Origin of the sequence: Virgibacillus litoralis, from assembly GCF_017873675.1 — a bacterium.
Taxonomy (GTDB): Bacteria; Bacillota; Bacilli; order Bacillales; family Amphibacillaceae; genus Lentibacillus; species Lentibacillus litoralis.
Genome location: NZ_JAGGKK010000002.1, coordinates 136146 through 158411, shown reverse-complemented (window position 1 = coordinate 158411; position 22266 = coordinate 136146). Strand labels below are relative to the sequence as shown.

Annotated in this window: 20 protein-coding genes and 2 tRNA genes; 21 read left to right on the top strand and 1 reads right to left on the bottom strand. The window is 36.4% G+C overall.

Features of this window, described 5'->3' with window-relative positions; genetic code table 11:
- Positions 1-5: 5 nt before the first annotated feature.
- The 15 genes from racE to J2Z82_RS02985 all read left to right on the top strand — a co-directional run bounded on the left by racE (position 6) and on the right by J2Z82_RS02985 (position 15001).
- Positions 6-818, top strand: coding sequence for a glutamate racemase (gene racE, locus J2Z82_RS03055; RefSeq protein WP_209479320.1), 813 nt, complete (start codon positions 6-8; stop codon positions 816-818).
- A 112-nt stretch (positions 819-930) separates the two neighbouring features.
- On the top strand, positions 931-2016 hold the full coding sequence (locus J2Z82_RS03050; RefSeq protein ID WP_209479319.1) for a GerMN domain-containing protein: 1086 nt from the start codon (positions 931-933) through the stop codon (positions 2014-2016).
- Between the two features lie 543 nt (positions 2017-2559).
- Positions 2560-3324 (top strand): ribonuclease PH, encoded by a 765-nt coding sequence (rph, locus tag J2Z82_RS03045; RefSeq protein WP_209479318.1) that lies wholly within the window; start codon positions 2560-2562, stop codon positions 3322-3324.
- Positions 3324-3917 (top strand): XTP/dITP diphosphatase, encoded by a 594-nt coding sequence (locus tag J2Z82_RS03040; RefSeq protein ID WP_209479317.1) that lies wholly within the window; start codon positions 3324-3326, stop codon positions 3915-3917. Before rph ends, J2Z82_RS03040 begins: the two co-directional genes overlap by 1 nt.
- A 21-nt stretch (positions 3918-3938) precedes the next feature.
- Entirely contained in the window at positions 3939-4451 is a 513-nt protein-coding gene (locus J2Z82_RS03035) for a YfcE family phosphodiesterase (RefSeq protein ID WP_209479316.1), read from the top strand.
- A gap of 253 nt (positions 4452-4704) precedes the next feature.
- Positions 4705-4778, top strand: a tRNA-Gly gene (locus tag J2Z82_RS03030).
- Positions 4779-4781: 3 nt separating this feature from the next.
- A tRNA-Arg gene (locus J2Z82_RS03025) sits at positions 4782-4855 on the top strand.
- A gap of 137 nt (positions 4856-4992) precedes the next feature.
- Complete coding sequence (locus tag J2Z82_RS03020; RefSeq protein ID WP_209479315.1) at positions 4993-5973, top strand: DUF3196 family protein; 981 nt, start codon at positions 4993-4995, stop codon at positions 5971-5973.
- A 140-nt stretch (positions 5974-6113) separates the two neighbouring features.
- Positions 6114-7400 carry a trigger factor gene (tig, locus tag J2Z82_RS03015; protein WP_209479314.1) on the top strand — a complete coding sequence of 429 codons (1287 nt, stop codon included), beginning with the start codon at positions 6114-6116 and terminating at the stop codon, positions 7398-7400.
- Between the two features lie 503 nt (positions 7401-7903).
- Positions 7904-9181, top strand: coding sequence for an ATP-dependent protease ATP-binding subunit ClpX (clpX, locus tag J2Z82_RS03010; protein WP_209479313.1), 1278 nt, complete (start codon positions 7904-7906; stop codon positions 9179-9181).
- A gap of 264 nt (positions 9182-9445) precedes the next feature.
- On the top strand, positions 9446-11776 hold the full coding sequence (gene lon, locus J2Z82_RS03005) for an endopeptidase La (RefSeq protein WP_209479312.1): 2331 nt from the start codon (positions 9446-9448) through the stop codon (positions 11774-11776).
- A complete protein-coding gene (gene yihA / locus J2Z82_RS03000; protein WP_209479311.1) occupies positions 11763-12350 on the top strand; it encodes a ribosome biogenesis GTP-binding protein YihA/YsxC in 588 nt (195 codons plus the stop codon). Before lon ends, yihA begins: the two co-directional genes overlap by 14 nt.
- 356 nt (positions 12351-12706) lie before the next feature.
- Complete coding sequence (locus tag J2Z82_RS02995) at positions 12707-13522, top strand: transporter substrate-binding domain-containing protein (RefSeq protein WP_209479310.1); 816 nt, start codon at positions 12707-12709, stop codon at positions 13520-13522.
- A 61-nt stretch (positions 13523-13583) separates the two neighbouring features.
- Complete coding sequence (locus tag J2Z82_RS02990; protein WP_209479309.1) at positions 13584-14246, top strand: amino acid ABC transporter permease; 663 nt, start codon at positions 13584-13586, stop codon at positions 14244-14246.
- A gap of 14 nt (positions 14247-14260) precedes the next feature.
- Positions 14261-15001 (top strand): amino acid ABC transporter ATP-binding protein, encoded by a 741-nt coding sequence (locus J2Z82_RS02985; RefSeq protein WP_280922965.1) that lies wholly within the window; start codon positions 14261-14263, stop codon positions 14999-15001.
- Between the two features lie 31 nt (positions 15002-15032).
- Here J2Z82_RS02985 and J2Z82_RS02980 read toward each other — a convergent pair whose 3' ends face one another.
- Positions 15033-15515, bottom strand: coding sequence for a LiaI-LiaF-like domain-containing protein (locus tag J2Z82_RS02980; protein WP_209479308.1), 483 nt, complete (start codon positions 15513-15515; stop codon positions 15033-15035).
- A 219-nt stretch (positions 15516-15734) separates the two neighbouring features.
- Here J2Z82_RS02980 and hemA point away from each other — a divergent pair, with 219 nt between their 5' ends.
- From hemA to hemL, 6 genes are read left to right on the top strand one after another with little or no spacing between them, the layout of a single operon-like run.
- The gene (gene hemA, locus J2Z82_RS02975) at positions 15735-17108 is read left to right on the top strand and encodes a glutamyl-tRNA reductase (protein WP_209479307.1); all 1374 of its coding nucleotides are present in this window, start codon (positions 15735-15737) and stop codon (positions 17106-17108) included.
- Positions 17109-17126: 18 nt separating this feature from the next.
- Entirely contained in the window at positions 17127-17945 is an 819-nt protein-coding gene (locus J2Z82_RS02970; RefSeq protein WP_209479306.1) for a cytochrome C assembly family protein, read from the top strand.
- A 26-nt stretch (positions 17946-17971) separates the two neighbouring features.
- Positions 17972-18901: a hydroxymethylbilane synthase gene (hemC, locus tag J2Z82_RS02965; protein WP_209479305.1), complete on the top strand. Its 930-nt coding sequence runs from the start codon at positions 17972-17974 to the stop codon at positions 18899-18901.
- A complete protein-coding gene (locus tag J2Z82_RS02960; RefSeq protein ID WP_209479304.1) occupies positions 18901-19674 on the top strand; it encodes a uroporphyrinogen-III synthase in 774 nt (257 codons plus the stop codon). The genes hemC and J2Z82_RS02960 overlap by 1 nt, the downstream gene beginning before the upstream one ends.
- Positions 19675-19680: 6 nt before the next feature.
- On the top strand, positions 19681-20661 hold the full coding sequence (gene hemB / locus J2Z82_RS02955; RefSeq protein ID WP_209479461.1) for a porphobilinogen synthase: 981 nt from the start codon (positions 19681-19683) through the stop codon (positions 20659-20661).
- A 24-nt stretch (positions 20662-20685) separates the two neighbouring features.
- Positions 20686-21975, top strand: coding sequence for a glutamate-1-semialdehyde 2,1-aminomutase (hemL, locus tag J2Z82_RS02950; protein ID WP_209479303.1), 1290 nt, complete (start codon positions 20686-20688; stop codon positions 21973-21975).
- Positions 21976-22266 lie beyond the last annotated feature (291 nt).

The following is a 22266-nucleotide window of genomic DNA, read 5'->3' as shown; positions in this document are numbered from 1 at the left end:
TTTTTTTGAATCAGGCAATTGGGGTTATTGATTCTGGAGTGGGCGGTTTAACAGTTGCAAATGAACTTATGAGGCAACTGCCAAGAGAAAATCTTATTTATTTAGGTGATACATTAAGATGCCCATATGGTCCCAGGTCAAAAGAAGAAATAAGAATGTTTACGTGGGAAATGGTTGATTTCCTGCTTCAAAAAGAGATTAAAATGCTTGTCATAGCATGTAATACTGCAACAGCTTTTACGCTTACTGAACTCCAGAATGAATTGGACATTCCAGTTATAGGTGTGATCCAGCCTGGTGCTAGAGCCGCAATTAAATTCACACATAATAGTCATGTAGGTGTAGTTGGTACAGAAGGGACGATTAGGAGTAATGCGTATACAGAGGCGTTGCAGAGCATAAAAGCAGATATCCATGTGAATGCTCTGGCATGTCCATTGTTTGTTCCAATGGTTGAACAAGGAATTATATCTGGTACACACGCAGAACAAGTGGTAGAGGAATCGTTATACCCAATGAAAATAAATAATCATATAGATACATTGATCTTGGGGTGTACGCATTATCCGTTAATTAAAGAAACGATTCAATCTATTATAGGTGATCACGTAACCATTATATCTTCCAGTGAGGAAACAGCTCGTGAAGCAAGTACGATCTTAGAATTTCATAATCAGTTAAATAAAGATAATCATATACCGGATCATAAATTTTATTCGACCGGTGAATTGGAGATGTTCACGAAAATAGCTGAAAGTATTTTTATGAAATCAATTGATAAATTCCACTCCGTTACGATACAAAAAGCATTTATATAAAAATCAGAATCCTATTTTTTATAGGTATTCTGATTTTTTTCTGCATAGGTTGGTCTAATTTTATAATGTGCTCGTATATATAATAGTACAAACCATCGTAGGAGGGAATAACATGCAGAAGCGCAGTACATTACTTTTAATTATAACGGTGTGTCTTTCTATTATATTGACTGGATGTTTCCAAGGAGAACAATCAATTGATAATGAAGAAATGGATCCACCTAAAGACGCTGAGGCTGTAAATGATTTGGATAATGTATCAGATGAATCGGAATCAGAGGGTGTTGATGAAGAGTCTGATGGCGAAGCGGCTCCAGGGACAGTTGGAAGACAATTATATTTAATTGATTCTGATGGAATGGTGGCCTCACAAACATTGCAATTACCACAGATTGAATCCAAGGAGGTAGCAACACAGGCACTCCAACACTTGGTAAAAGGAGGACCTGTAACATCCTTATTACCAAATGGATTTCAGGCAGTTTTACCAGCAGGAACACAAGTTAATAGCTTAAGTCTTGAGGAAAATGGTACGTTAATTGTAGATGTGTCTGAGGAGTTTAAAAATTATGAGGAACAAAATGAGTTAAAGGTGCTTCAAGCAATGACATATACATTAACACAATTTGAAAGTGTGGATAATATCAAATTGCGGATAAACGGAGAAGCACAAACTGAGATGCCCGTAAGTGGAACTCCTATTGGTGAGGGTTATTCGAGAGTGAACGGTATTAATCTAATTCATTCTGATAGTGTTGACCTCATGGCCAGCAAGCCTGTTACGTTGTACTATCCATCGGCACATGATGAAAATCAGTATTTTGTTCCGGTAACACAGTACATCAATGTTGAGAACCAGGATCTATATGGTTCAGTAATTGAAGCATTACTGGAAGGCCCTGGTGTTCAGGCTAATGTACAGCATGTTTTCAACAATCAGACAGAACTTACAAGTAACCCAAGTTTAAGAGATGGTGTGCTTGAATTGGTATTCAGTGAGGAAGTACTTCAGGACGGTGAAAAAGCCGTGATTTCTGATGAAGTAATGGAAACATTAGTACGCACCTTAACAGAAGATCCATCTGTGGAGGCTGTGCAAGTGAAAGTTGAAAATGTCGAAACGCTCTTTAATGAAAATGGAGAACCATACACGACTCCTGTTACAACACAAACATTTTCAAAAACTGAAAAATTATAATTAAAAGGCTGTGATAAGCAGCCTTTTTTGTTGTTTTAGGAAATTATAAAATTTAAGTATTGTGGATAATTGGACTTCCATCCCCGTGTCTACGATAAGAAATAAAGGATGTTCGACTAAAACCACCACATCCTGTGGCAACGTCGAACTACCCCACGTCCTGTGGGGCAGCTTACGCTCTTCGTGTATCCTTTTCGCTTTCCAAGCATAAGATTCATCTTTACTTTCGCCATCATTGGCGATAAGTAAAGTTCATCTAATCTCAGGGAAAAGTAAGATCTACTAAGACCGCCGCTTTGCGCGGCAACGTCGACCTACCCGCAGCGCTGAGCGCAGTCCATACGGCGCTGAACAGGCGCTTGTACTTTTGTTCTTTGGGTTTTTAACAAAGCCTACCCGATAAGAGGGTTATCTAAGTAATTTAATTAAAAACTCGATCTGCAGAAGCAGATGTCTGTTAGTATGTATTATCGTGTTTCTTTAGTAAAAAATATGTTAGGATAATCCTATCGTAAGTGTAGGAATAAGGAGGAATATGTTTAAGTGAGAAATGATCAAAGAGATAATAATGAATTACGCTCCATAACAATTGTACCAGATTTTGTTAAACATCCTGAAGGCTCTGTACTAATTCAAGCGGGAGGCACTAAGGTTATTTGTAATGCAAGCATAGAGGACAAGGTCCCCCCATTTATGCGAGGCCAGAAAAAAGGATGGATTACGGCTGAATATGCTATGCTCCCGCGAGCAACAAACCAACGAAACATCAGGGAGTCTTCTAAAGGTAAAGTAAGTGGGAGAACGATGGAAATACAGCGATTAATTGGTCGAGCACTACGTTCAGTAGTTGATTTGGACCAGATAGGCGAGCGTACAGTTTGGGTGGATTGTGATGTCATCCAGGCTGACGGTGGCACAAGAACTGCTTCTATTACGGGTGCATTTGTGGCTGTAGTCCTGGCTTTCGGCAGATTAATTGCAGATAATAAAATCGAAAAAATGCCTGTAACTGATTTTCTGGCAGCAATATCTGTAGGAGTTTTATCTGATGGTACGGAAGTGTTAGACCTGAACTATGGTGAAGACTCAGAAGCACATGTTGATATGAACGTGGTAATGACAGGTGCTGGAGAATTTGTCGAAATACAGGGTACTGGAGAAGAGGCAACATTCACAAACGGTCAATTACAGACGATGCTAGGACTGGCTAATGACGGAATGCTGAAAATCAATACGATACAAAAAGAAATACTAGGTGAATTAGCTGATAAGATAGGAGAAACTAAAATAAGTAGGGAAGATTTATAATGAAAGAAATAATTATAGCAACTAAAAATCCTGGAAAAGCAGAGGAGTTTAAAACGTTCTTTGCAAAATTTAATATTAAAGCAGTATCCTTACTGGACTTATCTCAGTCAATTCAAGATGTTGAAGAGACAGGGGTGACATTTGAAGAAAATGCTGCATTAAAAGCAGAACAGATAGCAAAGTTAGTAAATTCTCCCGTATTAGCTGATGATTCTGGTTTAACAATCGATGCATTGAATGGCAGACCTGGTATATTTTCTGCCAGATATGCAGGTGAACCTAAAGATGACAAGGCAAATATAGCAAAGGTATTAGCTGAATTAAAGGATACAAAAGAAACTGATCGTACAGCTCGTTTTGTATGTGTATTGGCAGTAGCCACACCAGACGCGAATACAATTTTTAAAAAAGGGTATTGTGAGGGGAGTATTTCCGTTACTTCAAAAGGTTCTAATGGTTTTGGTTATGATCCCATTTTTATACCAAAGAACTATACAAGAACAATGGCAGAGCTATCTTCTGATGAAAAAAATAGTATTAGTCACCGGAGTAATGCCATTAGGCAGCTGGAGGATTGGCTAGAAAATTTATAGGTGATAATGTGAGGTGTTATTATGCCGAGTGTTTTAATTGTAAGTGATAGTCATGGTTCTACAAATGAACTAAACGAAATTAAAGAACGACATGATTTAAAGTATATGATACATTGCGGAGATTCGGAATTAGACATGGACGCGCCAGAGATGACTGGCTTCATAAAAGTTGCTGGAAATTGTGATTTTGATTCAAGATATCCTTTAGAGCAAACAAGCTTAATCGAGGGTCTTCGCTTTTATATCGCACATGGTCACCATCATCATGTGAAATCCAATTTAATGACAATTTCGTATCGTGGAGAAGAAGAAGATGCTCAGGTAGTATGCTACGGTCATACACACATTGCTATGGCTGAAAAGGTTGGAAATCAACTAGTGATTAATCCAGGCAGTATTTTACTGCCCAGGGTAAGGGCTGAACGAACATATGCTATCTTAGAATGGGATAACTTAGATGAAGTCCAGGTGAATTTTTATACGGTTGAAGGTGATTTTATGGAAGACCTTTCGCTTAATATTACTTTTACGTAACATTCTTAGCTTTTCATTAAGGAGTATAAGTCAACTTAATGAAAAGCATTTATTTTATTATGCTATTGACAAATATTTTCAAAATGCATATAATAATTCTTGTTCGTTCAAAAAATGCATGTGATGTGTTGCAGTGTTGAAATTTAAGCTGCGAGTATGCTTCTACCGAATATACTGGGAAGTTACCTCGAGGTGATACAGTTCGAAATCAACTTGGAGATGAAATGGATTGTTATAATTAAATACATAATATGCGGGTGTAGTTTAGTGGTAAAACTTCAGCCTTCCAAGCTGATATCGTGGGTTCGATTCCCATCACCCGCTCCATGTGTCCCAGTAGCTCAGTAGGATAGAGCAACAGCCTTCTAAGCTGTGGGTCGCAGGTTCGAATCCTGCCTGGGACATCATCCGGAGAAACCTATCAACAAATTCATAGGTTTCTCTTTTATTATCTTAAAGGTTTATTTTTCAATTAACCGGGTATGTATATTTATTACGGGAAAAACAAAAATAAACATGAGAAGGGAGTGAATAAAAAAAGATGCAAAGCAATAAAGAAAACGTGATTCTTTTTCCAAAGTGGCGAACAGCTTTAGAAGAAGAAAGTTTAAAGGCTATTAAAGAAAAAAGATATGAGGAAGCATTAACAAAACTGGATCAGTTACTAAGCTACCATATCGATAATCATGAAATTGTAATAGGCAAGTTAATTTGTCTGATGGAAATGGATCGTTATGTAGAAGCGCAAGATTTATGTGAAGCGGTATTGAAATATAAAGATGAAAATTATTATCATTACTTACATATTTACTTAACAATATTGTTCCAGACTAGTCAATATGAATTATTGATGGAACAAGTAGAATTTGAATTTGAATCAGAGGTTGTTCCAGAAGTGATTCGCGAACAGTTTCAACAGCTTTACGACATGAGTAAGAATATGAAAAATGAAATTAGAAACGAAAAGTCTTCCGAATACATAGATGAATTGTTAAAGGCTGTTAAACAGGAGAACCATGTGCAACAATGGCGTTTAGTAGAACAAATGCGTAAAATAAATGCTAACCCAACAGATTCTATTAAGACCTTATTGATAGAAAATAATGTACATCCGGTTACCAAAACAGCAATTTTTAAATGGCTGCAAGAAAAAAGGATTTCAGATGAAGTTACCGTAAATAAACTTAATAAACAATTGACCATCCCCCCGGTAAATGTACCTGAAATTAGTTCACATAAAACAATGAAGCAGACACTTTTACTAATTAATGAACTGGAACAAAAGAATCCATCATTGTTTCAATTAGTTGAAAGGCTTTTATATCGATACGTATATGTAAGGTATCCAATCATGCCAAATGATAGAGATATCATTCATATAGCTGAAGCGTTATCGACGATTGGTGAAGAATATTTGGATTTACATACTGAAGATAGTAGGCATTTGGATGAGCCGGTTGAAAGATATGTAGATGAAATCAAAATGTGCGAGGCTTTATACTTAACAATCATTGAAGCATAGTCTATAGAGTAGCCGTAATGCTTGAAAGCACTAGTAATTATGTTATAATGAGATGGTTGTAAACTTGATCATTATATATATTTATTTATATTGATGAACGTGAAATTTAAAAGGAATATTAGATTTTGGAGGGAAATTTTATGTCAGCAAAATGGGAAAAACAGGAAGGTAATCAAGGAGTACTAACAATAGAAGTAAGTCCTGAGGAATTTGATCGTGGGTTGGACCAAGCATTCAAAAAAGTTGTAAAAGATGTTCAAATTCCAGGCTTCCGTAAAGGAAAAGTACCACGTAAAATATTTGAAAATCGCTTCGGCGTAGAATCATTATATCAGGATGCGGTTGATATCATTTTACCAGACGCTTATATGAAAGCTGTAGAAGAGACTGGTATTGAACCAATTGAACAACCTGAAGTTGATATCGAAGAAATTGAACAAGGAAAAGAACTTATCTTTACTGCAAAAGTTACAGTTAAGCCAGAAGCAACTTTAGGTGAATATAAAGGCCTGGAAGTTGAAGAACAGTCAGTTGATGTTACAGACGAAGATGTAGATCATGAAATCGAACATCAGCGTGAACATCAGGCAGAACTTATTATCAAAGAAGAAGGTACAGTAGAAGAAGGCGACACAGTAGTTATGGACTTTGAAGGTTTCTTAGATGGAGAAGCATTTGAAGGTGGAAAAGGTGAAGATCATTCATTAGAAATCGGATCTGGGCAGTTCATCCCTGGATTTGAAGAACAATTAGTCGGTAAAAAATCAGGTGAAGAGACAGAAATTGAAATAACTTTCCCTGAAGATTATCATGCAGAACAATTAGCTGGTCAAAAAGCTCTATTTAAAGTAAAAATTCATGACGTTAAAACAAAAGAATTGCCAGAACTTGATGATGAGTTTGCAAAAGATGTTGACGAAGAAGTGGAAACACTTGAAGAGTTGAAAACGAAGAAAAAAGAAGAGTTGGAAGCACAAAAGAAACAAGATGCTGACAATCAGATGCGTGAATCACTAATTGAACAGGCTTCAGAAAATACAGAAGTAGAGATTCCAGAATCAATGGTAAATACTGAACTTGACCGTATGCTCAAAGAATTTGAACAACGTTTGCAACAGCAAGGTATGACAATGGATATGTATTTCCAATTTTCCGGGCAGGATGAAGAAGCATTGAAAGAACAAATGAAGGAAGATGCTCAAAAACGTGTGAAAACGAATTTAACATTAGAAGCTATTTTCAATGCGGAAAACCTTGAAGTAACGGAAGACGATGTGGATGCTGAGCTTACGAATATGGCTTCCATGTATGGGGCTGAGGTTGAGCAATTGAAGCAAATGTTAGGTGGAAACGCTGACGCTATTAAAGAGGATCTGAAGTTTAAAAAAGCTCTTGATTTCTTAGTTGAAAATAGTAAAACTGTATAATCACTTTGCTTATAGACTTAAACTGAAGATGATTATTTAGTAGCTAAGAAATTAGTCTTACTGCATAAATACAAATAAGGCTGTCGCTATTTAAACTTGACGATCTGCCAAGTTTTCTAAACAAGGTGCGAACTATTCGCACCTTGTTTTAACTTTGTGATAAACACAATTTGTCTCAAAAGTATTACTAGGGAATTGGTATATTTTAGATTTACTTTTTGAAAGTCGATAAATTTTGTTATCTATCGTATTTGACTAACATACGATAATTAAGGACTGGATAATATAGTTATTATTAATTATCGATTTTAGCTAACAATGTAACATATAGAATAAGTAGTATCATTTGACTTTTTTATAAAATTCTCCATAATAAAATGATAAATAAAGAAGAGGTTATTGTTTTGTTTTCTTATTTTGATTTGATATGATGACAGTGCAAGTTAAATTATACAAAGATGAAGTTTGAGACGAAGATTTAAACTTTTAGGAGTGAAAATGCAATGTTTAAATTTAATGAAGAAAAAGGACAATTAAAATGTTCGTTTTGTGGGAAAGGTCAAGATCAAGTTCGCAAGCTCGTTGCCGGACCTGGTGTTTATATATGTGATGAATGCATAGAACTTTGTACAGAAATAGTTGAAGAAGAACTCGGTACGGAAGAAGAAACTGAGTTTAAGGAAGTACCTAAACCAAAGGAAATTTGTGAAATTCTTAATGATTATGTTATCGGACAGGAAAAGGCAAAGAAGAATTTATCTGTAGCGGTATATAACCATTATAAACGTATTAACACACCTAAAAATTCAGATGACGTAGAACTCGCAAAAAGTAACATCGCTATGCTTGGACCAACAGGTAGTGGTAAAACATTGCTTGCACAGACACTGGCAAGAATTTTAAATGTTCCATTTGCTATGGCTGATGCAACATCACTAACTGAAGCTGGTTATGTTGGTGAAGATGTTGAAAATATCTTATTAAAACTTATCCAATCAGCTGATTATGATGTTGAAAAAGCCGAGAAAGGTATTATTTACATCGATGAAATTGATAAGGTTGCACGTAAATCAGAGAACCCGTCAATTACTCGTGACGTGTCCGGTGAAGGTGTGCAACAGGCACTATTAAAGATTCTTGAAGGAACTGTTGCAAGCGTTCCACCACAAGGCGGACGGAAACATCCTCATCAGGAATTTATCCAAATCGACACAACTAATGTATTATTTATAGTTGGTGGAGCTTTTGATGGTATTGATCAAATAATTAAACGTCGACTTGGTAAGACAGTTATTGGATTTGGTTCAAACGAAGAACAACAAGATCTTGAAATGGGTGAACTTCTACAAAAAGTATTACCAGAAGACCTGCTACGTTATGGTCTTATTCCAGAGTTCATCGGAAGAATTCCGGTTGTAGGAAGTCTTGAACCGTTAGATGAAGAGGCGTTAGTTGAGATATTGACAAAACCTAAAAACGCACTTGTAAAACAATATGTTAAGCTATTCCAGATAGATGATGTCGAACTTGAGTTTGAAGAAGAAGCTCTAGTTGAAATAGCAAAAAGAGCGATTGAACGAAAAACTGGTGCAAGAGGTTTACGTTCCATCATTGAGAGTATTATGCTGGACGTTATGTTTGAACTTCCATCACGTGAGGACATTGAGAAGTGTATTATTACGAAGGATACGGTTCTCCAGGAAAATGGTCATCCAAAGCTAGTACTTGTTGATGGAACTGTAAAAGAAGGAAGTGTAAAGCTTCCTAAAGAAAGTGCATAAACCATTTGGGTAATTAAATAATATGAGACTGACTTGGCTTATGATCTTCTTCAATAATCATTTATTGAGGTTCCAAATTGTTAGCCCAATGTCAGTCTCTTTCTTGTTATATTTCGTGTTTAGTATGTCAACATCAGGTAATACTAATCACAGTTATCTTTCCGGGATTTTTTCGTTTACAAATGGGAAAGTTTTCTATAAACTTTAAGCAATAATAAACAATAGTACATATTTATTTCAGTACATATTACGGAGGTACAAACTATGACAAAAGATACAATTCAGCTTCCCCTCCTGCCATTACGCGGATTGCTTGTTTTTCCATCAATGGTATTACATTTAGATGTTGGACGTGATAAATCCGTTACAGCATTAGAAAAAGCAATGATGGGTGATCAAACCATCTTTTTGGCTGCTCAGAAAAAGGTGAGTTTGGACGATCCAGAGCCAAAAGACATATATAGAATTGGTACAATAGCAAAAGTAAATCAAATGTTGAAATTACCGAATGGAACAATGCGTGTGCTAGTAGAGGGGCTTCGTCGCGGAGAAATTATTCAATTTAACGAGGAAAATGAAGAATTTAATGTTGAAATCAAAGAGATTGAAGAACAACATGATGAAAAGAACGAAGAAGAAGCTCTTATGCGTTCGTTATTAGGGCAATTTGAACAATACATAAAAGTCTCACAAAAAATCACAAAAGAAACATTAGAAACAGTTTCAGATATTGATGAACCTAGCAGGTTCGCTGACATTATTACATCACATTTATCCTTAAAAATTAAAGATAAACAGGAATTATTAGAAACTGTAAATGTAAAAGAACGACTGCAGCAACTAATAAGGTTAATTACAAATGAAAAAAAGGTACTTGATTTAGAAAAGAAAATCGGACAGCGTGTTAAAACATCTATGGAAAAAACACAAAAGGAATATTATTTGCGTGAGCAAATGAAGGCGATACAGAAGGAACTTGGTGAAAAAGATGGCAAGTCTGGTGAAGTAGGAAAGTTAAGAGAAAAAGTTGAGGAATCAGACATGCCTGAACGCATCGTTGAGGTTGCTATGAAGGAACTGGATCGATTCGAAAAAGTACCACAAAGTTCTGCTGAAAGTTCAGTTATCCGAAATTATGTAGAATGGCTCATAGCCTTACCTTGGACGGAAAAAACCAAAGATACAATTGAGATTGATAATGCCCAGAAAATATTAGATAGAGATCATTATGGATTGGAAAAGGTAAAAGAACGAATTCTTGAATATTTAGCTGTACAAAAACTAACTCAGTCGATTAAAGGACCAATTCTTTGCCTTGTTGGTCCACCAGGGGTAGGGAAAACCTCATTAGCTAAATCCATTGCAAGATCGATAAATCGAAATTTTGTTCGTGCTTCATTAGGTGGCATTAGAGATGATGCTGAGATTCGTGGTCATCGACGTACCTATATTGGTGCTATGCCAGGAAGAATTATTCAGGGAATGAAAAAAGCTAAAACAGTCAATCCTGTATTTTTATTAGACGAAATTGATAAAATGTCTAATGATTTTCGTGGAGATCCATCTGCAGCAATGCTGGAAGTGTTGGACCCAGAACAAAATAGTAATTTCAGTGATCATTTTATTGAAGAAACATACGACTTATCGAATGTACTTTTTGTTGCGACTGCCAACTATGTTAATAATATCCCGGGGCCATTATTGGACCGTATGGAGCTTATTTCTATTTCTGGATATACTGAAGTTGAAAAGTTACATATTGCTAAAGAACACTTGTTATCAAAGCAACTTAAGGAAAACGGTCTGACTAAGAATAATTTGCAGATTCGGGATGATGCCTTGTTGAAACTAATCCGTACGTATACCCGAGAAGCAGGTGTACGAGGATTGGAACGTCAGCTGGCAACTCTATGTCGAAAAGCAGCAAAAATTATTATTTCTAAAGAGAAAAAACGAGTAGTTGTAACGGAGAAAAGCATTGAGGAGTTACTTGGAAAACCTATTTTCCGTTATGGTGTAATGGAACAGGAAAATCAAATTGGAGCTGCTACAGGGCTTGCATATACAGCAGCTGGTGGGGATACTCTGTCAATTGAGGTTTCCCATTATCCAGGTAAGGGAAAGCTTACACTTACAGGCAAACTTGGTGATGTTATGCAAGAATCAGCACAAGCTGCCTTCAGTTATATTCGGTCACGCGCAAAAGAGTTAAGTATCAATCCTGATTTTTATGAAACATATGATATTCATATTCATGTGCCTGAAGGTGCGACGCCAAAAGATGGTCCTTCTGCTGGTATTACAATGGCAACAGCCCTTGTTTCCGCATTGACAGGTCGTGCAGTTAGAAAAGAAGTTGGAATGACCGGAGAAATCACGCTGCGTGGTCGCGTTTTACCAATAGGTGGTTTAAAGGAAAAATCCTTAAGTGCGCATAGAGCAGGGATAACAACTATTATAATTCCTGAAGAGAACGAAAAGGATATAGAGGATATCCCAGAAAGTGTACGAAGTGGTCTTACATTTATTAAGGTGAACCACCTAGATCAAGTATTAAAACATGCACTTGTGGAGGAGAAAAATGAAAGTAACTAATGCAGAAATTGTAATTAGTGCAGTTAGTCAAAAACAATATCCAAACGACCAGCTTCCTGAAGTTGCACTTGCTGGTCGCTCAAATGTTGGAAAGTCATCATTTATCAATAAGCTTATCCATAGGAAAAATTTAGCCCGTACTTCATCTAAACCCGGAAAAACACAAACATTGAATTTCTACAAAATAAATGAGGCATTCTACTTTGTTGATGTGCCTGGATATGGATATGCTAAAGTCTCCAAAAAGGAAAGAAAAAAATGGGGAAGTATGATGGAAGAATATTTCGAAACAAGAGATACGCTAAAGGCTGTATTACTAATTACAGATATTCGTCACGAACCAACCAAGGACGACATACAGATGTATGCTTTTTTAAAGCACTTTGATTTACCAATTATTGTGATTGCAACCAAACTGGATAAAGTTCCTAAAGGAAAACATGCTAAACATTTGAAACGGACAAAGCAAACGTTACAAGTGGATCCCGAAGATGTTGTTATTCCTTTTTCAACGGAAACAGGTCAAGGAAAAGACGAATCATGGAGTGCTATAAGAAGCTATATTAACATTTGAACTATTAAACAGCAGTAATAAGAAAACTCTTTCCTTCAGTGAGTAGGAAAGAGTTTTTTTAGCTGTAAGAAAGTATTTTTACACTTGTGCCACTAATGCTAACGATTTTAAGGTTTCGTATTTTCAGAAAATTTCAAAGAATGAAAGAGGATATAAAAGGATTAAACCGTATACATAAGTATGAAAGAGATATAAACCCTATAGTAATTTAAATGTTAAAATGGTTGTCTATATGAAGCTTTTTGCCATTCGTTCATTTATCACAATGTTGATATAATTTATCTATCAGTATGCTGCTAATATTGATGCGGGTTGATTAGTGTGCATTAAAATAGAGATGGAAGGATGTTTAGTTTATGAAAAAACTGAAAATTACAGTATTTTTCGCCTTAATAATTATGCTTTTAGCTGCATGTGGCGGAGGGGATGATGGAGCTGATGGTGGTGATTCTTCTTCTGATGAAGGCAGTGGATATAACTTGATTGAAGAAGGAAAACTAAATTTCGCTTCATCAGGTGAATTTAAGCCTTTCAGTTATATGGAAGGTGGAGAGATGACTGGTTATGACGTTGCAGTTGCTAATGCAATTGCTGAAAAATTAGGGCTGGAAGCAGTACCGAACAAATCAAAATTTGCTGGTATTGTTACAGGTGTTAAACAAGGACGTCACGATATTGCAGTTGCAAGTCATACGATTACCGAAGACCGGTTGAAAGAGGTTGATTTTTCAGAAGCGTATTATTACTCTGGTCCAGTAATTTATACTAGACTTGACAGTGATATACAGTCAAGTGATGACCTTGATGGAAAGGAAATTTCCGTTTCCAGAGGTTCTACTTACGTTGAAATGGCTCAGGAATATACTGATAATATTCCGCAAGTTGACAGTGATGTTGTAGCCCTTCAGTCATTAGCTAAAGGACATCACGACGCAGTAATCACTGATGCGATTACAGGAAGTACAGCAATTGAAAATGGATTAGAAATAGAGGCAAAGGAACAATTAGGTGTAAGTGAACAAGCGGTAGGTGTTGCGAAAGATAATGATAAATTACTTGAAGATATCAATAAGGCATTAAAAGAATTGAAAGAGAGCGGAAAACTTGCAGAATTATCTAAAGAGTATATTGGAGCTGATATTACACAGGAACCAGATAGTTTAAGTGAATAATAGAATGCAGATGTGCGCATAATTTTGCGCACATTTGTGCCTTACAAAGGAGTTGAATTATTTGTCAGCAATTACGCATTTTTTTGAAGTTTTTACAGGTAGTTATGATTTATTTTTAAAGGGGCTTTGGCTTACATTTGAATTATCAGCAGCTTCATTACTGATTGCATTTGTAATTGGTTTATTTTTTGCAATACTTAAAATTTCAAATATAAAGGTTCTGCAATGGATAGCTGATGCGTATATTTGGGTTGTTCGGGGGACACCACTTATTGTACAAATCTTCGTTCTATATTATGGTCTGGCAGAAATCTTCCTGATCCCAATGTTTTGGGCTGGTGCAGCAGGACTTGCCTTTCATAGTGGCGCATATATTGCTGAAATTATCCGCGGTGCTATACAATCCATAGATAAAGGGCAAAGAGAAGCTGGACGAACTCTAGGAATGACTAGTGGACTGACAATGCGAAGAATAATATTACCTCAGGCTTTTCGTCGTGCTGTACCATCACTTGGTAATCAATTTATAATTGGTATAAAAGATTCCTCACTCGTCTCATTTATTGGTATGCAGGAATTATTTGGGGTTGCCAGTACGATGGGGTCGAATAACTTTGATTATCTTCCGTATTATCTAACTGTAGCAATATATTATTTATTCATTGTACTGATTCTAACATTGCTAGTGAATATGCTAGAGAAAAAACTGGCTCAAAGTGATTAAGCAGGAGGAATAATATGAGTGAAAAACAAGAAATGATTAGAGTTGAGAAGTTAAATAAATCTTTTGGGAAATTACATGTTCTAAGGGATATAGATTTAACTGTTAAAGAAAGTGATGTTGTAGTATTAATTGGCGCAAGTGGGTCAGGGAAAAGTACACTGTTACGCTGTCTAAACTTTTTAGAAATGAAAAATAGCGGAATAATAACAATTGAAGGAGAACAAATAGAAGAGAGTACACATAATTTGAATAAAGTGCGCGAACGAGTTGGTATGGTATTTCAGCATTTCAACCTTTTCCCTCATAAGACAGTAATTGGAAATGTTATTGAGGCACCAACTCAAGTGAAAGGAATGAAAAAGGAGCAAGCCATAAAGGAAGGAAAAGAAATGTTGGATAAAGTTGGGTTAGGGGACAAATATAATGTATACCCGTCAACACTATCAGGTGGCCAAAAACAGCGTGTTGCAATAGCACGAGCATTGGCAATGAAACCAGATGTTATGCTGTTTGATGAACCAACATCAGCACTCGATCCAGAATTAGTTGGTGAAGTGTTATCGACAATTAAGGAGCTAGCTGATGAAGGAATGACTATGGTCGTTGTTACACACGAAATGGGTTTTGCGCGTGAAGTTGGTGATTGGGTATTCTATATGCATGATGGTAAGATTGTAGAATATGGTCCGCCAAATGAGTTATTTGATAACCCAAAAGAAGAGAGGACACAAGCATTTCTGAGTTCGATTTTATAAGTAATGAAAAAATAATCTTCCACCAAGGAGATTATTTTTTCTTTTTCAACCAATAAATACCTATGGCAATTAATATTACTGGCCAGAACTTCTCAAGAAATGCTGTGACATCATATATCCAATTAAGTGTTGGGGGTAATTTCACCGAAAACATAAAGAGTATGGATATGCCGGTTATTATTAGACCGATTAGGAAGCCCTTTTTAGTTCTGAGGGATCGAACTATAAAAGCAATGCCAACAATCATTGGATATACAGCCCAATGATCTATCCAGAATGCGTAGTGTTCTATTCCGTGAAAGTGGATACCCAGCCCCAAGACAATTGTTCCACTGAATAAATGCTGATAATCTTTAGATGTGTAACTATGTATAAGTAATGCGAGTCCAATTATAATAAGAAATGTTGGCCATGAGTAGAAATCAGTTATGATGGGAATTCTAAGTTCTCTTAGCAGAAAGTAAACTCCAATTCCAATTAATATATAAGCTGCGAACGAATTTTGTCGTTTCATTATAGAACACCTCTTCCACGATTCGATTAAATAGGCGAAATTCTTGCTTCTAATGTACTCGTATGGTAGAGTACAGACGAGTTATGAGTTATATATCAATATACGATTATCCTAACATATAGTTTCAAATTCTGTTCACATTTATCAAAAATGTGAGGAATTGCCTATGTTATAATTGTAATAAATGAGAAATGTTTTAAGCTTTTGGGGGTAGTTATCGTGCACATACTTAAAGTTGGATTTAATTACAAATCAACCCCTGTCGAAACTAGGGAAAGATTAACCTTTTCTGAAGATAATATCGATCAGGCCATGCTTCTTTTAAAAGAGCAAAAAAGTATTTTGGAAAATGTAATTGTTTCCACTTGTAATCGTACAGAAATATATGCGGTTGTTGACCAGCTTCATACAGGACGCTACTATATCAAACAATTCCTTGCTGATTGGTTTCAGGTAGATAAGGAAGAATTTACTTCTTACTTGCGAATATCGGAAAGTGATGGTGCAATTGAACATCTATTACGTGTTTCTGCAGGTCTTGACTCCATGGTTTTAGGTGAAACACAAATACTTGGGCAGATTAAACAAGCCTTCTCAACTGCTCAAAATATGCATACTACTGGAACCGTATTTAATGAATTATTTAAACAGGTAATTACATTTGCTAAACGGGCCCACAAAGATACAGCAATTGGAGAGCATGCGGTGTCTGTTAGCTATGCAGCTGTTGAATTGGCCAAGAAAATATTTGGCGATTTAGAACAGAAGCATGTAGTTATATTAGGCGCTGGAAAAATGGGTGAACTAGCAGCAAAAAACCTTCATGGATCTGGTGCGACAAAGATTACTGTAGTAAACCGAACCTATGAAAAAGCTGAACTATTAGCTGAAAAGTTTCAGGCCAAGGCAGCTCATACAGACCGTTTAAATGACCTTATTAATGATGCTGATATCTTAATCAGTTCAACAGGCTCAGATTCTGTTGTATTGACAAAAGAAATTATTGAACCAATCCAAAAGAAACGTAAAGGCAGACCACTATTCTTAGTGGATATTGCCGTTCCAAGAGATTTGGATCCTGGGATTGGTGAATTAAATAGTGTGTTTTTATATGACATAGATGATTTACAGGGGATAGTTGATAAAAACTTAGCTGCTAGAGAAAAAGCCGCAGAGACTATAGAAATTATGCTTGAAGCTGAAATCATTTCTTTCAAAGAGTGGCTGCAAACACTTGGGGTTGTTCCAGTAATTTCTGCGCTTCGTCAAAAGGCGTTGTCCATTCAAGCAGAAACAATGAAAAGTATTGAACGGAAAATGCCCGATTTAACCGCAAGAGAGAAAAAGGTGCTTAACAAGCATACAAAAAGTATTATTAATCAGCTCCTAAAAGAACCTGTAACTCAGGCAAAAGAATTGGCAGCTGATAAAAATAGAGACGAGTCTTTGGAACTTTTTGTAAATATATTCGGAATTGAAGAGGAAGTTCAAAAGGAACTATCGAAACAAACAAAAAAAAATGAAAGTTCAACAAAAATAAAACAAAATGAAGAAGTATCCTTTCCTGTATTAGAAAGAACATCACCACAGTAAGATGAAAGGATTTCCAATATGTTCGAAATGAAATGGCTTTATGAAATCATCCTTATTATTTACGGACTTAGTTTGATTGGGTACTTTATTGATTTTATACAACATAACCGGAGGGCAAACAGAATAGCCTTCTGGTTACTTAGTATGGTTTGGATTATTCAAACCGCTTTTTTATTCAATCAAGTTTTTATCGAAAAAAGTTTTCCAGTGTTCACATTGTATGACGGATTATACTTTTATGCATGGGTTCTCGTTTCTTTTTCACTAATTATAAATAAACTTTTTCAAATTCATTTTATTTTATTCTTCACCAATTTATTAGGTTTTTTTATATTACTGTTATACATTTCAACAAGTGCGCAGGAACATTTGCAGGGTAGAGGAATTCAGCTCGTAAATGAAATACTGATTGCACATGTAACACTTGCTATAGTCTCATATGGGTTCTTTACCATCTCTTTTCTTCTTTCTATTATGTATATCACGCAGTATCGGTTTTTAAAAGAAAAGAAAGGATTGCGGTGGATGTGGAGATTTGGAGATTTGAATCGGCTGGATTCTTATTCCTTTAAAGCAGTAACACTAGGAGTTCCACTTTTAACAATTGCGATTATTCTTGGTGTTGTGTGGGCATATGTATCGAATGCCGAATTTTATTGGTTTGATTTGAAAACGATTGGTTCCATACTGGTTTTAGTTGTTTATGTTATTTATTTAGTGTTACGTCTCGTAAAAGGATATCAAGGAAAAACTATATCAATTTATAACACAGCTGCATTTCTAATCTTATTAATTAATTTCTTTTTGTTTAATATATTATCGAATTTTCATTTCTAATCGTTATATTTTAGGAGGGCGTTAAAATGCGAAAAATTGTTGTTGGATCTAGGAAAAGTAATCTAGCATTAACCCAGACTGAATGGGTGATAGACCAGTTAAAAAAAGCTGGGATTAAAAATGAATTTGAAGTAAAGAAGATTGTAACAAAAGGTGATCGAATACTTGATGTGACATTGTCAAAAGTCGGTGGAAAAGGTCTTTTTGTTAAAGAAATAGAGCAAGCTATGTATGATAAAGAAATCGATCTGGCTGTACATAGTATGAAAGACATGCCTTCACAGATGCCTGATGGACTTACGATTACTTCCGTGCCAGAAAGAGAAGACCATCGTGATGCCTATATAGCAAGAGACAATGTTGCATTAAAAGATTTACCCGAAGGTGCTATTGTAGGAACCAGCAGTTTACGCAGATCTGCACAAGTTCTTGCCGAACGACCTGACGTTGAAGTTAAATGGATACGAGGAAATATTGAAACACGAATCCGTAAATTGGATGAAGAAGATTATGATGCTATTATTCTTGCAGTTTCAGGACTAAAACGTGTTGGTTTAAGTGAAGAACTTATCACTGAATATTTAGAGCCTGAAGTGTGTGTGCCTGCAGTTGGACAAGGTGCTTTAGCAATTGAATGCCGTGAAGATGATGATGAACTAAGAGAATTATTAGATAAAATTAATGATGAATATACAACAAAAACGGTTACTGCTGAAAGAACATTTCTGCATCTACTGGAAGGTGGCTGTCAAATTCCAATCGGAGGTTATGCTTATTTACAAGGAGATGAAATGGTCTTAACTGCATTGGTTGGAACACCTGACGGCAAGACAATATTGAAAGAAGTTGTACGTGGAACTGATCCAGTAGCAGTTGGTAAAGAAGCAGCCGAAAAATTGATAAATCAAGGTGCAAAGGAAATTGTCGATCAAGTGAAAGAGGAGCTTGACGACTAATGTCAGTACCTTTACATGAAAAAAGAATTTTAATTACCCGTGAGGAAAATCAAGCTAAGGAATTTTCCGAAAAAGTTAAACAGCATGGCGGAAAACCAATTGAAATACCCCTTTTGAAAATTTCATGTAAGGATAAGCTTGAAAATAAGCAACTGCTAGAAAACATACATCATTATAAATGGATTTTTTTCACTAGTTCTAATGGTGTAGTCTGCTTTTTTCAATTTGCTAAACAATATAAATGGATGAGTAATGTATTGGACAAAATTAAATTTGCGACTGTTGGCCATAAGACCGCACAAACTTTGGAAGCATACGGATACAAGGCAGATTTTATTCCATCGATCTATAATGCTGATGCAATGGCAACTGAGTTTACTGAGAAATACACTGTAGTAGATGAGCCTCTGTTGATTGTACGAGGTAACAAATCCAGAGAAGTTCTGCCTGAGTGGCTTACTAAACATGAAATTTGCTTTGACGTTTTAGAGGTATATGAAACAATGTATAACTTTCGCGTAGAAGAAGAATTAAATCAATTGTTAAATCAGAATAAACTTGATTTCATAACATTTACTAGTCCCTCTGCAGTAGAGGCTTTTAGTGAAATGAGCAACGGTCAAATACGTAAGAACCAAGTATTTGTTTGCATAGGAACCACTACCAAGAAGCGTGCATTGGAATTAGGGATAACAAACACTTTAACACCTGAGCAATTCACGATAGATGGAATGCTCGAGCAAATTATTGATTATATAGCTAGGAAGGGATAGGTTTTGATGGTAAAAGATTTGAATTTTAAACGGCATCGTCGGTTACGTTCTTCACCTGCAATGCGGTCGTTGGTACGTGAGAATCATTTAAAAATGGATGATTTTATTTATCCGCTCTTTATTGTCGAAGGGGAAAAAATAAAAAACGAAGTATCATCTATGCCTGGTGTGTTCCAAATTTCTCTTGATTATGTAAAAGATGAGATGGAAGAATTGATTTCTCTTGGGATAAATGCAGTTATGATTTTTGGTGTTCCTAATGATAAAGACGAGCAAGGCACCGGAGCATTTATTGAAACTGGTATTGTACAGGAGGCAACTCGTCGTATAAAAAAGGAAGTTCCAGAAATGCTTGTAGTTGCTGATACATGCTTGTGTGAATACACATCTCACGGACATTGTGGTGTTATTCATAACCAGGATGTTGATAATGATGAATCACTAAAACTTTTAGCTAAAACAGCAGTATCACAGGCAGAAGCAGGTGCTGATATAATAGCCCCATCTAACATGATGGATGGCTTTGTGATCGCTATCCGTCAGGCACTTGATGAGGCTGGATACACAAATATTCCTATTATGTCTTATGCAGTTAAATATTCGTCTGCATTTTATGGTCCGTTCCGTGATGCTGCTGATAGTACTCCGCAATTTGGAGATCGCAAATCTTATCAGATGGATCCGGCAAATCGGCTTGAAGCATTACGTGAAGCAGAGTCAGATGTAGAAGAAGGTGCAGACTTCTTAATTGTTAAGCCAGCATTATCGTACCTGGACATTGTTCGAGATGTTAAAAATACTGTTAATACACCGGTTGTTGCCTATAATGTTAGTGGTGAGTATGCAATGGTTAAAGCAGCAGCTAGGAATGGCTGGGTTGATGAAAGAGAATTGGTGCTTGAAAAGATGACGGCAATGAAACGAGCAGGAGCAGATTTGATTATATCCTATTTCGCAAAAGACGTAGCAAAATGGTTAAATGAATAAAATTTAAAAATGAGGTGATTAATTGTGGGTAACTTTGATAATTCGGTAAATGCATATAAAGAAGCAGTGGACCTAATGCCAGGTGGAGTAAATTCACCTGTTCGGGCGTTCAAATCAGTTGGTATGTCACCGATATTTATGGAACAAGGAAAAGGTTCTAAAATAACGGATATCGATCAAAACGAGTATATTGATTATGTATTGAGCTGGGGTCCGCTAATTTTGGGACATGCTGATGAACGAGTGGTTTCCAAATTAAAAGAGACTACAGAAAAAGGCACAAGTTTTGGTGCACCAACTATAATAGAAAACAAACTAGCTCAATTGGTAATTGACCGTGTACCGTCAATCGAAATGGTACGAATGGTAAATTCAGGAACAGAAGCTACTATGAGTGCTTTGCGAATTGCCAGAGGATATACAGGAAGAGATAAAATCTTGAAATTCGAAGGAAATTACCATGGTCATGGTGATTCTCTTCTAATCAAAGCTGGATCAGGAGTTGCTACACTTGGATTGCCAGATAGTCCTGGTGTTCCCGAATCTATTGCTCAAAATACAATTACAGTACCCTATAATGATGTAGAAAGTGTGCGTTACGCTTTTGAAACGTACGGTGATGAAATTGCCGCTGTTATTGTTGAACCTGTTTCAGGTAATATGGGTGTTGTACCACCACAGGAAAACTTTTTACAGGATTTAAGGAGAGTTACCGAAGAAAATGGCTCTCTCCTAATCTTTGATGAGGTCATGACAGGATTCCGTGTCGGCTATAACTGTGCACAAGGATATTTTGGTGTGACACCTGATTTAACATGCTTAGGTAAAGTGATTGGCGGCGGATTGCCTGTCGGGGCATATGGAGGCAAGCGTGAAATCATGGAAAGTGTAGCGCCTGCAGGTTCGATTTATCAGGCCGGCACATTATCTGGTAACCCACTTGCTATGACAGCTGGCTATGAAACGCTGAGTGCTTTAGACCAATCATCCTATGACGAAATAAATAAAAAAGTGGACAAATTGATTGAAGGTTATAAACAAGCAGCAATTGATTATAAGATCCCACTTCAAATTAATCGCGCTGGATCAATGGTAGGCTTTTTCTTTACGTACGAGCCAGTATTTAATTTTGAAACAGCTCAAAACTCCAATCTCGACTATTTTGCACAGTATTATCGTTCAATGATTGACGAAGGCATCTTTTTGCCACCGTCACAGTTTGAAGGATTATTTCTATCAACTGCCCATACAGACGACGATATCAATAAGACATTAAAAGCGGTCCGTAATGCATTTTCAAAAATAGAAAAGTAAAAAGTTCAACAGCACAAGCTCCTGTCTTTCGATGCAGGTATTGCGCTGCACATCACTGGTGGGTCGACGTTTCCGTGCAAAGTGGCGGTATCGTCGATCTTCTTTTATATGAGATTACATTCACTTGAATCATCTTCCATGTTGGTTGGCGAAAGTCAGGTAAGTCTTATGATTGGAAAGCAAAAACGATACTTGTTTATATCATCACAACATGCATTTATTTATGAATAAGTGAGCAAACACAGCGGAGGAAATACACGTAGACACCTGTGGGAGCTGGTGCCTAGATGA

Bases quoted from the DNA above. Each gene is read 5' to 3' on its own strand.
- J2Z82_RS03050 (WP_209479319.1), top strand. From the start codon at position 931: ATGCAGAAGCGCAGTACATTACTTTTAATTATAACGGTGTGTCTTTCT.
- J2Z82_RS03040 (WP_209479317.1), top strand. From the start codon at position 3,324: ATGAAAGAAATAATTATAGCAACTAAAAATCCTGGAAAAGCAGAGGAG.
- J2Z82_RS03035 (WP_209479316.1), top strand. From the start codon at position 3,939: ATGCCGAGTGTTTTAATTGTAAGTGATAGTCATGGTTCTACAAATGAA.
- J2Z82_RS03020 (WP_209479315.1), top strand. From the start codon at position 4,993: ATGCAAAGCAATAAAGAAAACGTGATTCTTTTTCCAAAGTGGCGAACA.
- tig (WP_209479314.1), top strand. From the start codon at position 6,114: ATGTCAGCAAAATGGGAAAAACAGGAAGGTAATCAAGGAGTACTAACA.
- clpX (WP_209479313.1), top strand. From the start codon at position 7,904: ATGTTTAAATTTAATGAAGAAAAAGGACAATTAAAATGTTCGTTTTGT.
- lon (WP_209479312.1), top strand. From the start codon at position 9,446: ATGACAAAAGATACAATTCAGCTTCCCCTCCTGCCATTACGCGGATTG.
- yihA (WP_209479311.1), top strand. From the start codon at position 11,763: ATGAAAGTAACTAATGCAGAAATTGTAATTAGTGCAGTTAGTCAAAAA.
- J2Z82_RS02995 (WP_209479310.1), top strand. From the start codon at position 12,707: ATGAAAAAACTGAAAATTACAGTATTTTTCGCCTTAATAATTATGCTT.
- J2Z82_RS02985 (WP_280922965.1), top strand. From the start codon at position 14,261: ATGAGTGAAAAACAAGAAATGATTAGAGTTGAGAAGTTAAATAAATCT.
- J2Z82_RS02980 (WP_209479308.1), bottom strand. From the start codon at position 15,515: ATGAAACGACAAAATTCGTTCGCAGCTTATATATTAATTGGAATTGGA.
- J2Z82_RS02970 (WP_209479306.1), top strand. From the start codon at position 17,127: ATGTTCGAAATGAAATGGCTTTATGAAATCATCCTTATTATTTACGGA.
- hemC (WP_209479305.1), top strand. From the start codon at position 17,972: ATGCGAAAAATTGTTGTTGGATCTAGGAAAAGTAATCTAGCATTAACC.
- J2Z82_RS02960 (WP_209479304.1), top strand. From the start codon at position 18,901: ATGTCAGTACCTTTACATGAAAAAAGAATTTTAATTACCCGTGAGGAA.
- hemB (WP_209479461.1), top strand. From the start codon at position 19,681: ATGGTAAAAGATTTGAATTTTAAACGGCATCGTCGGTTACGTTCTTCA.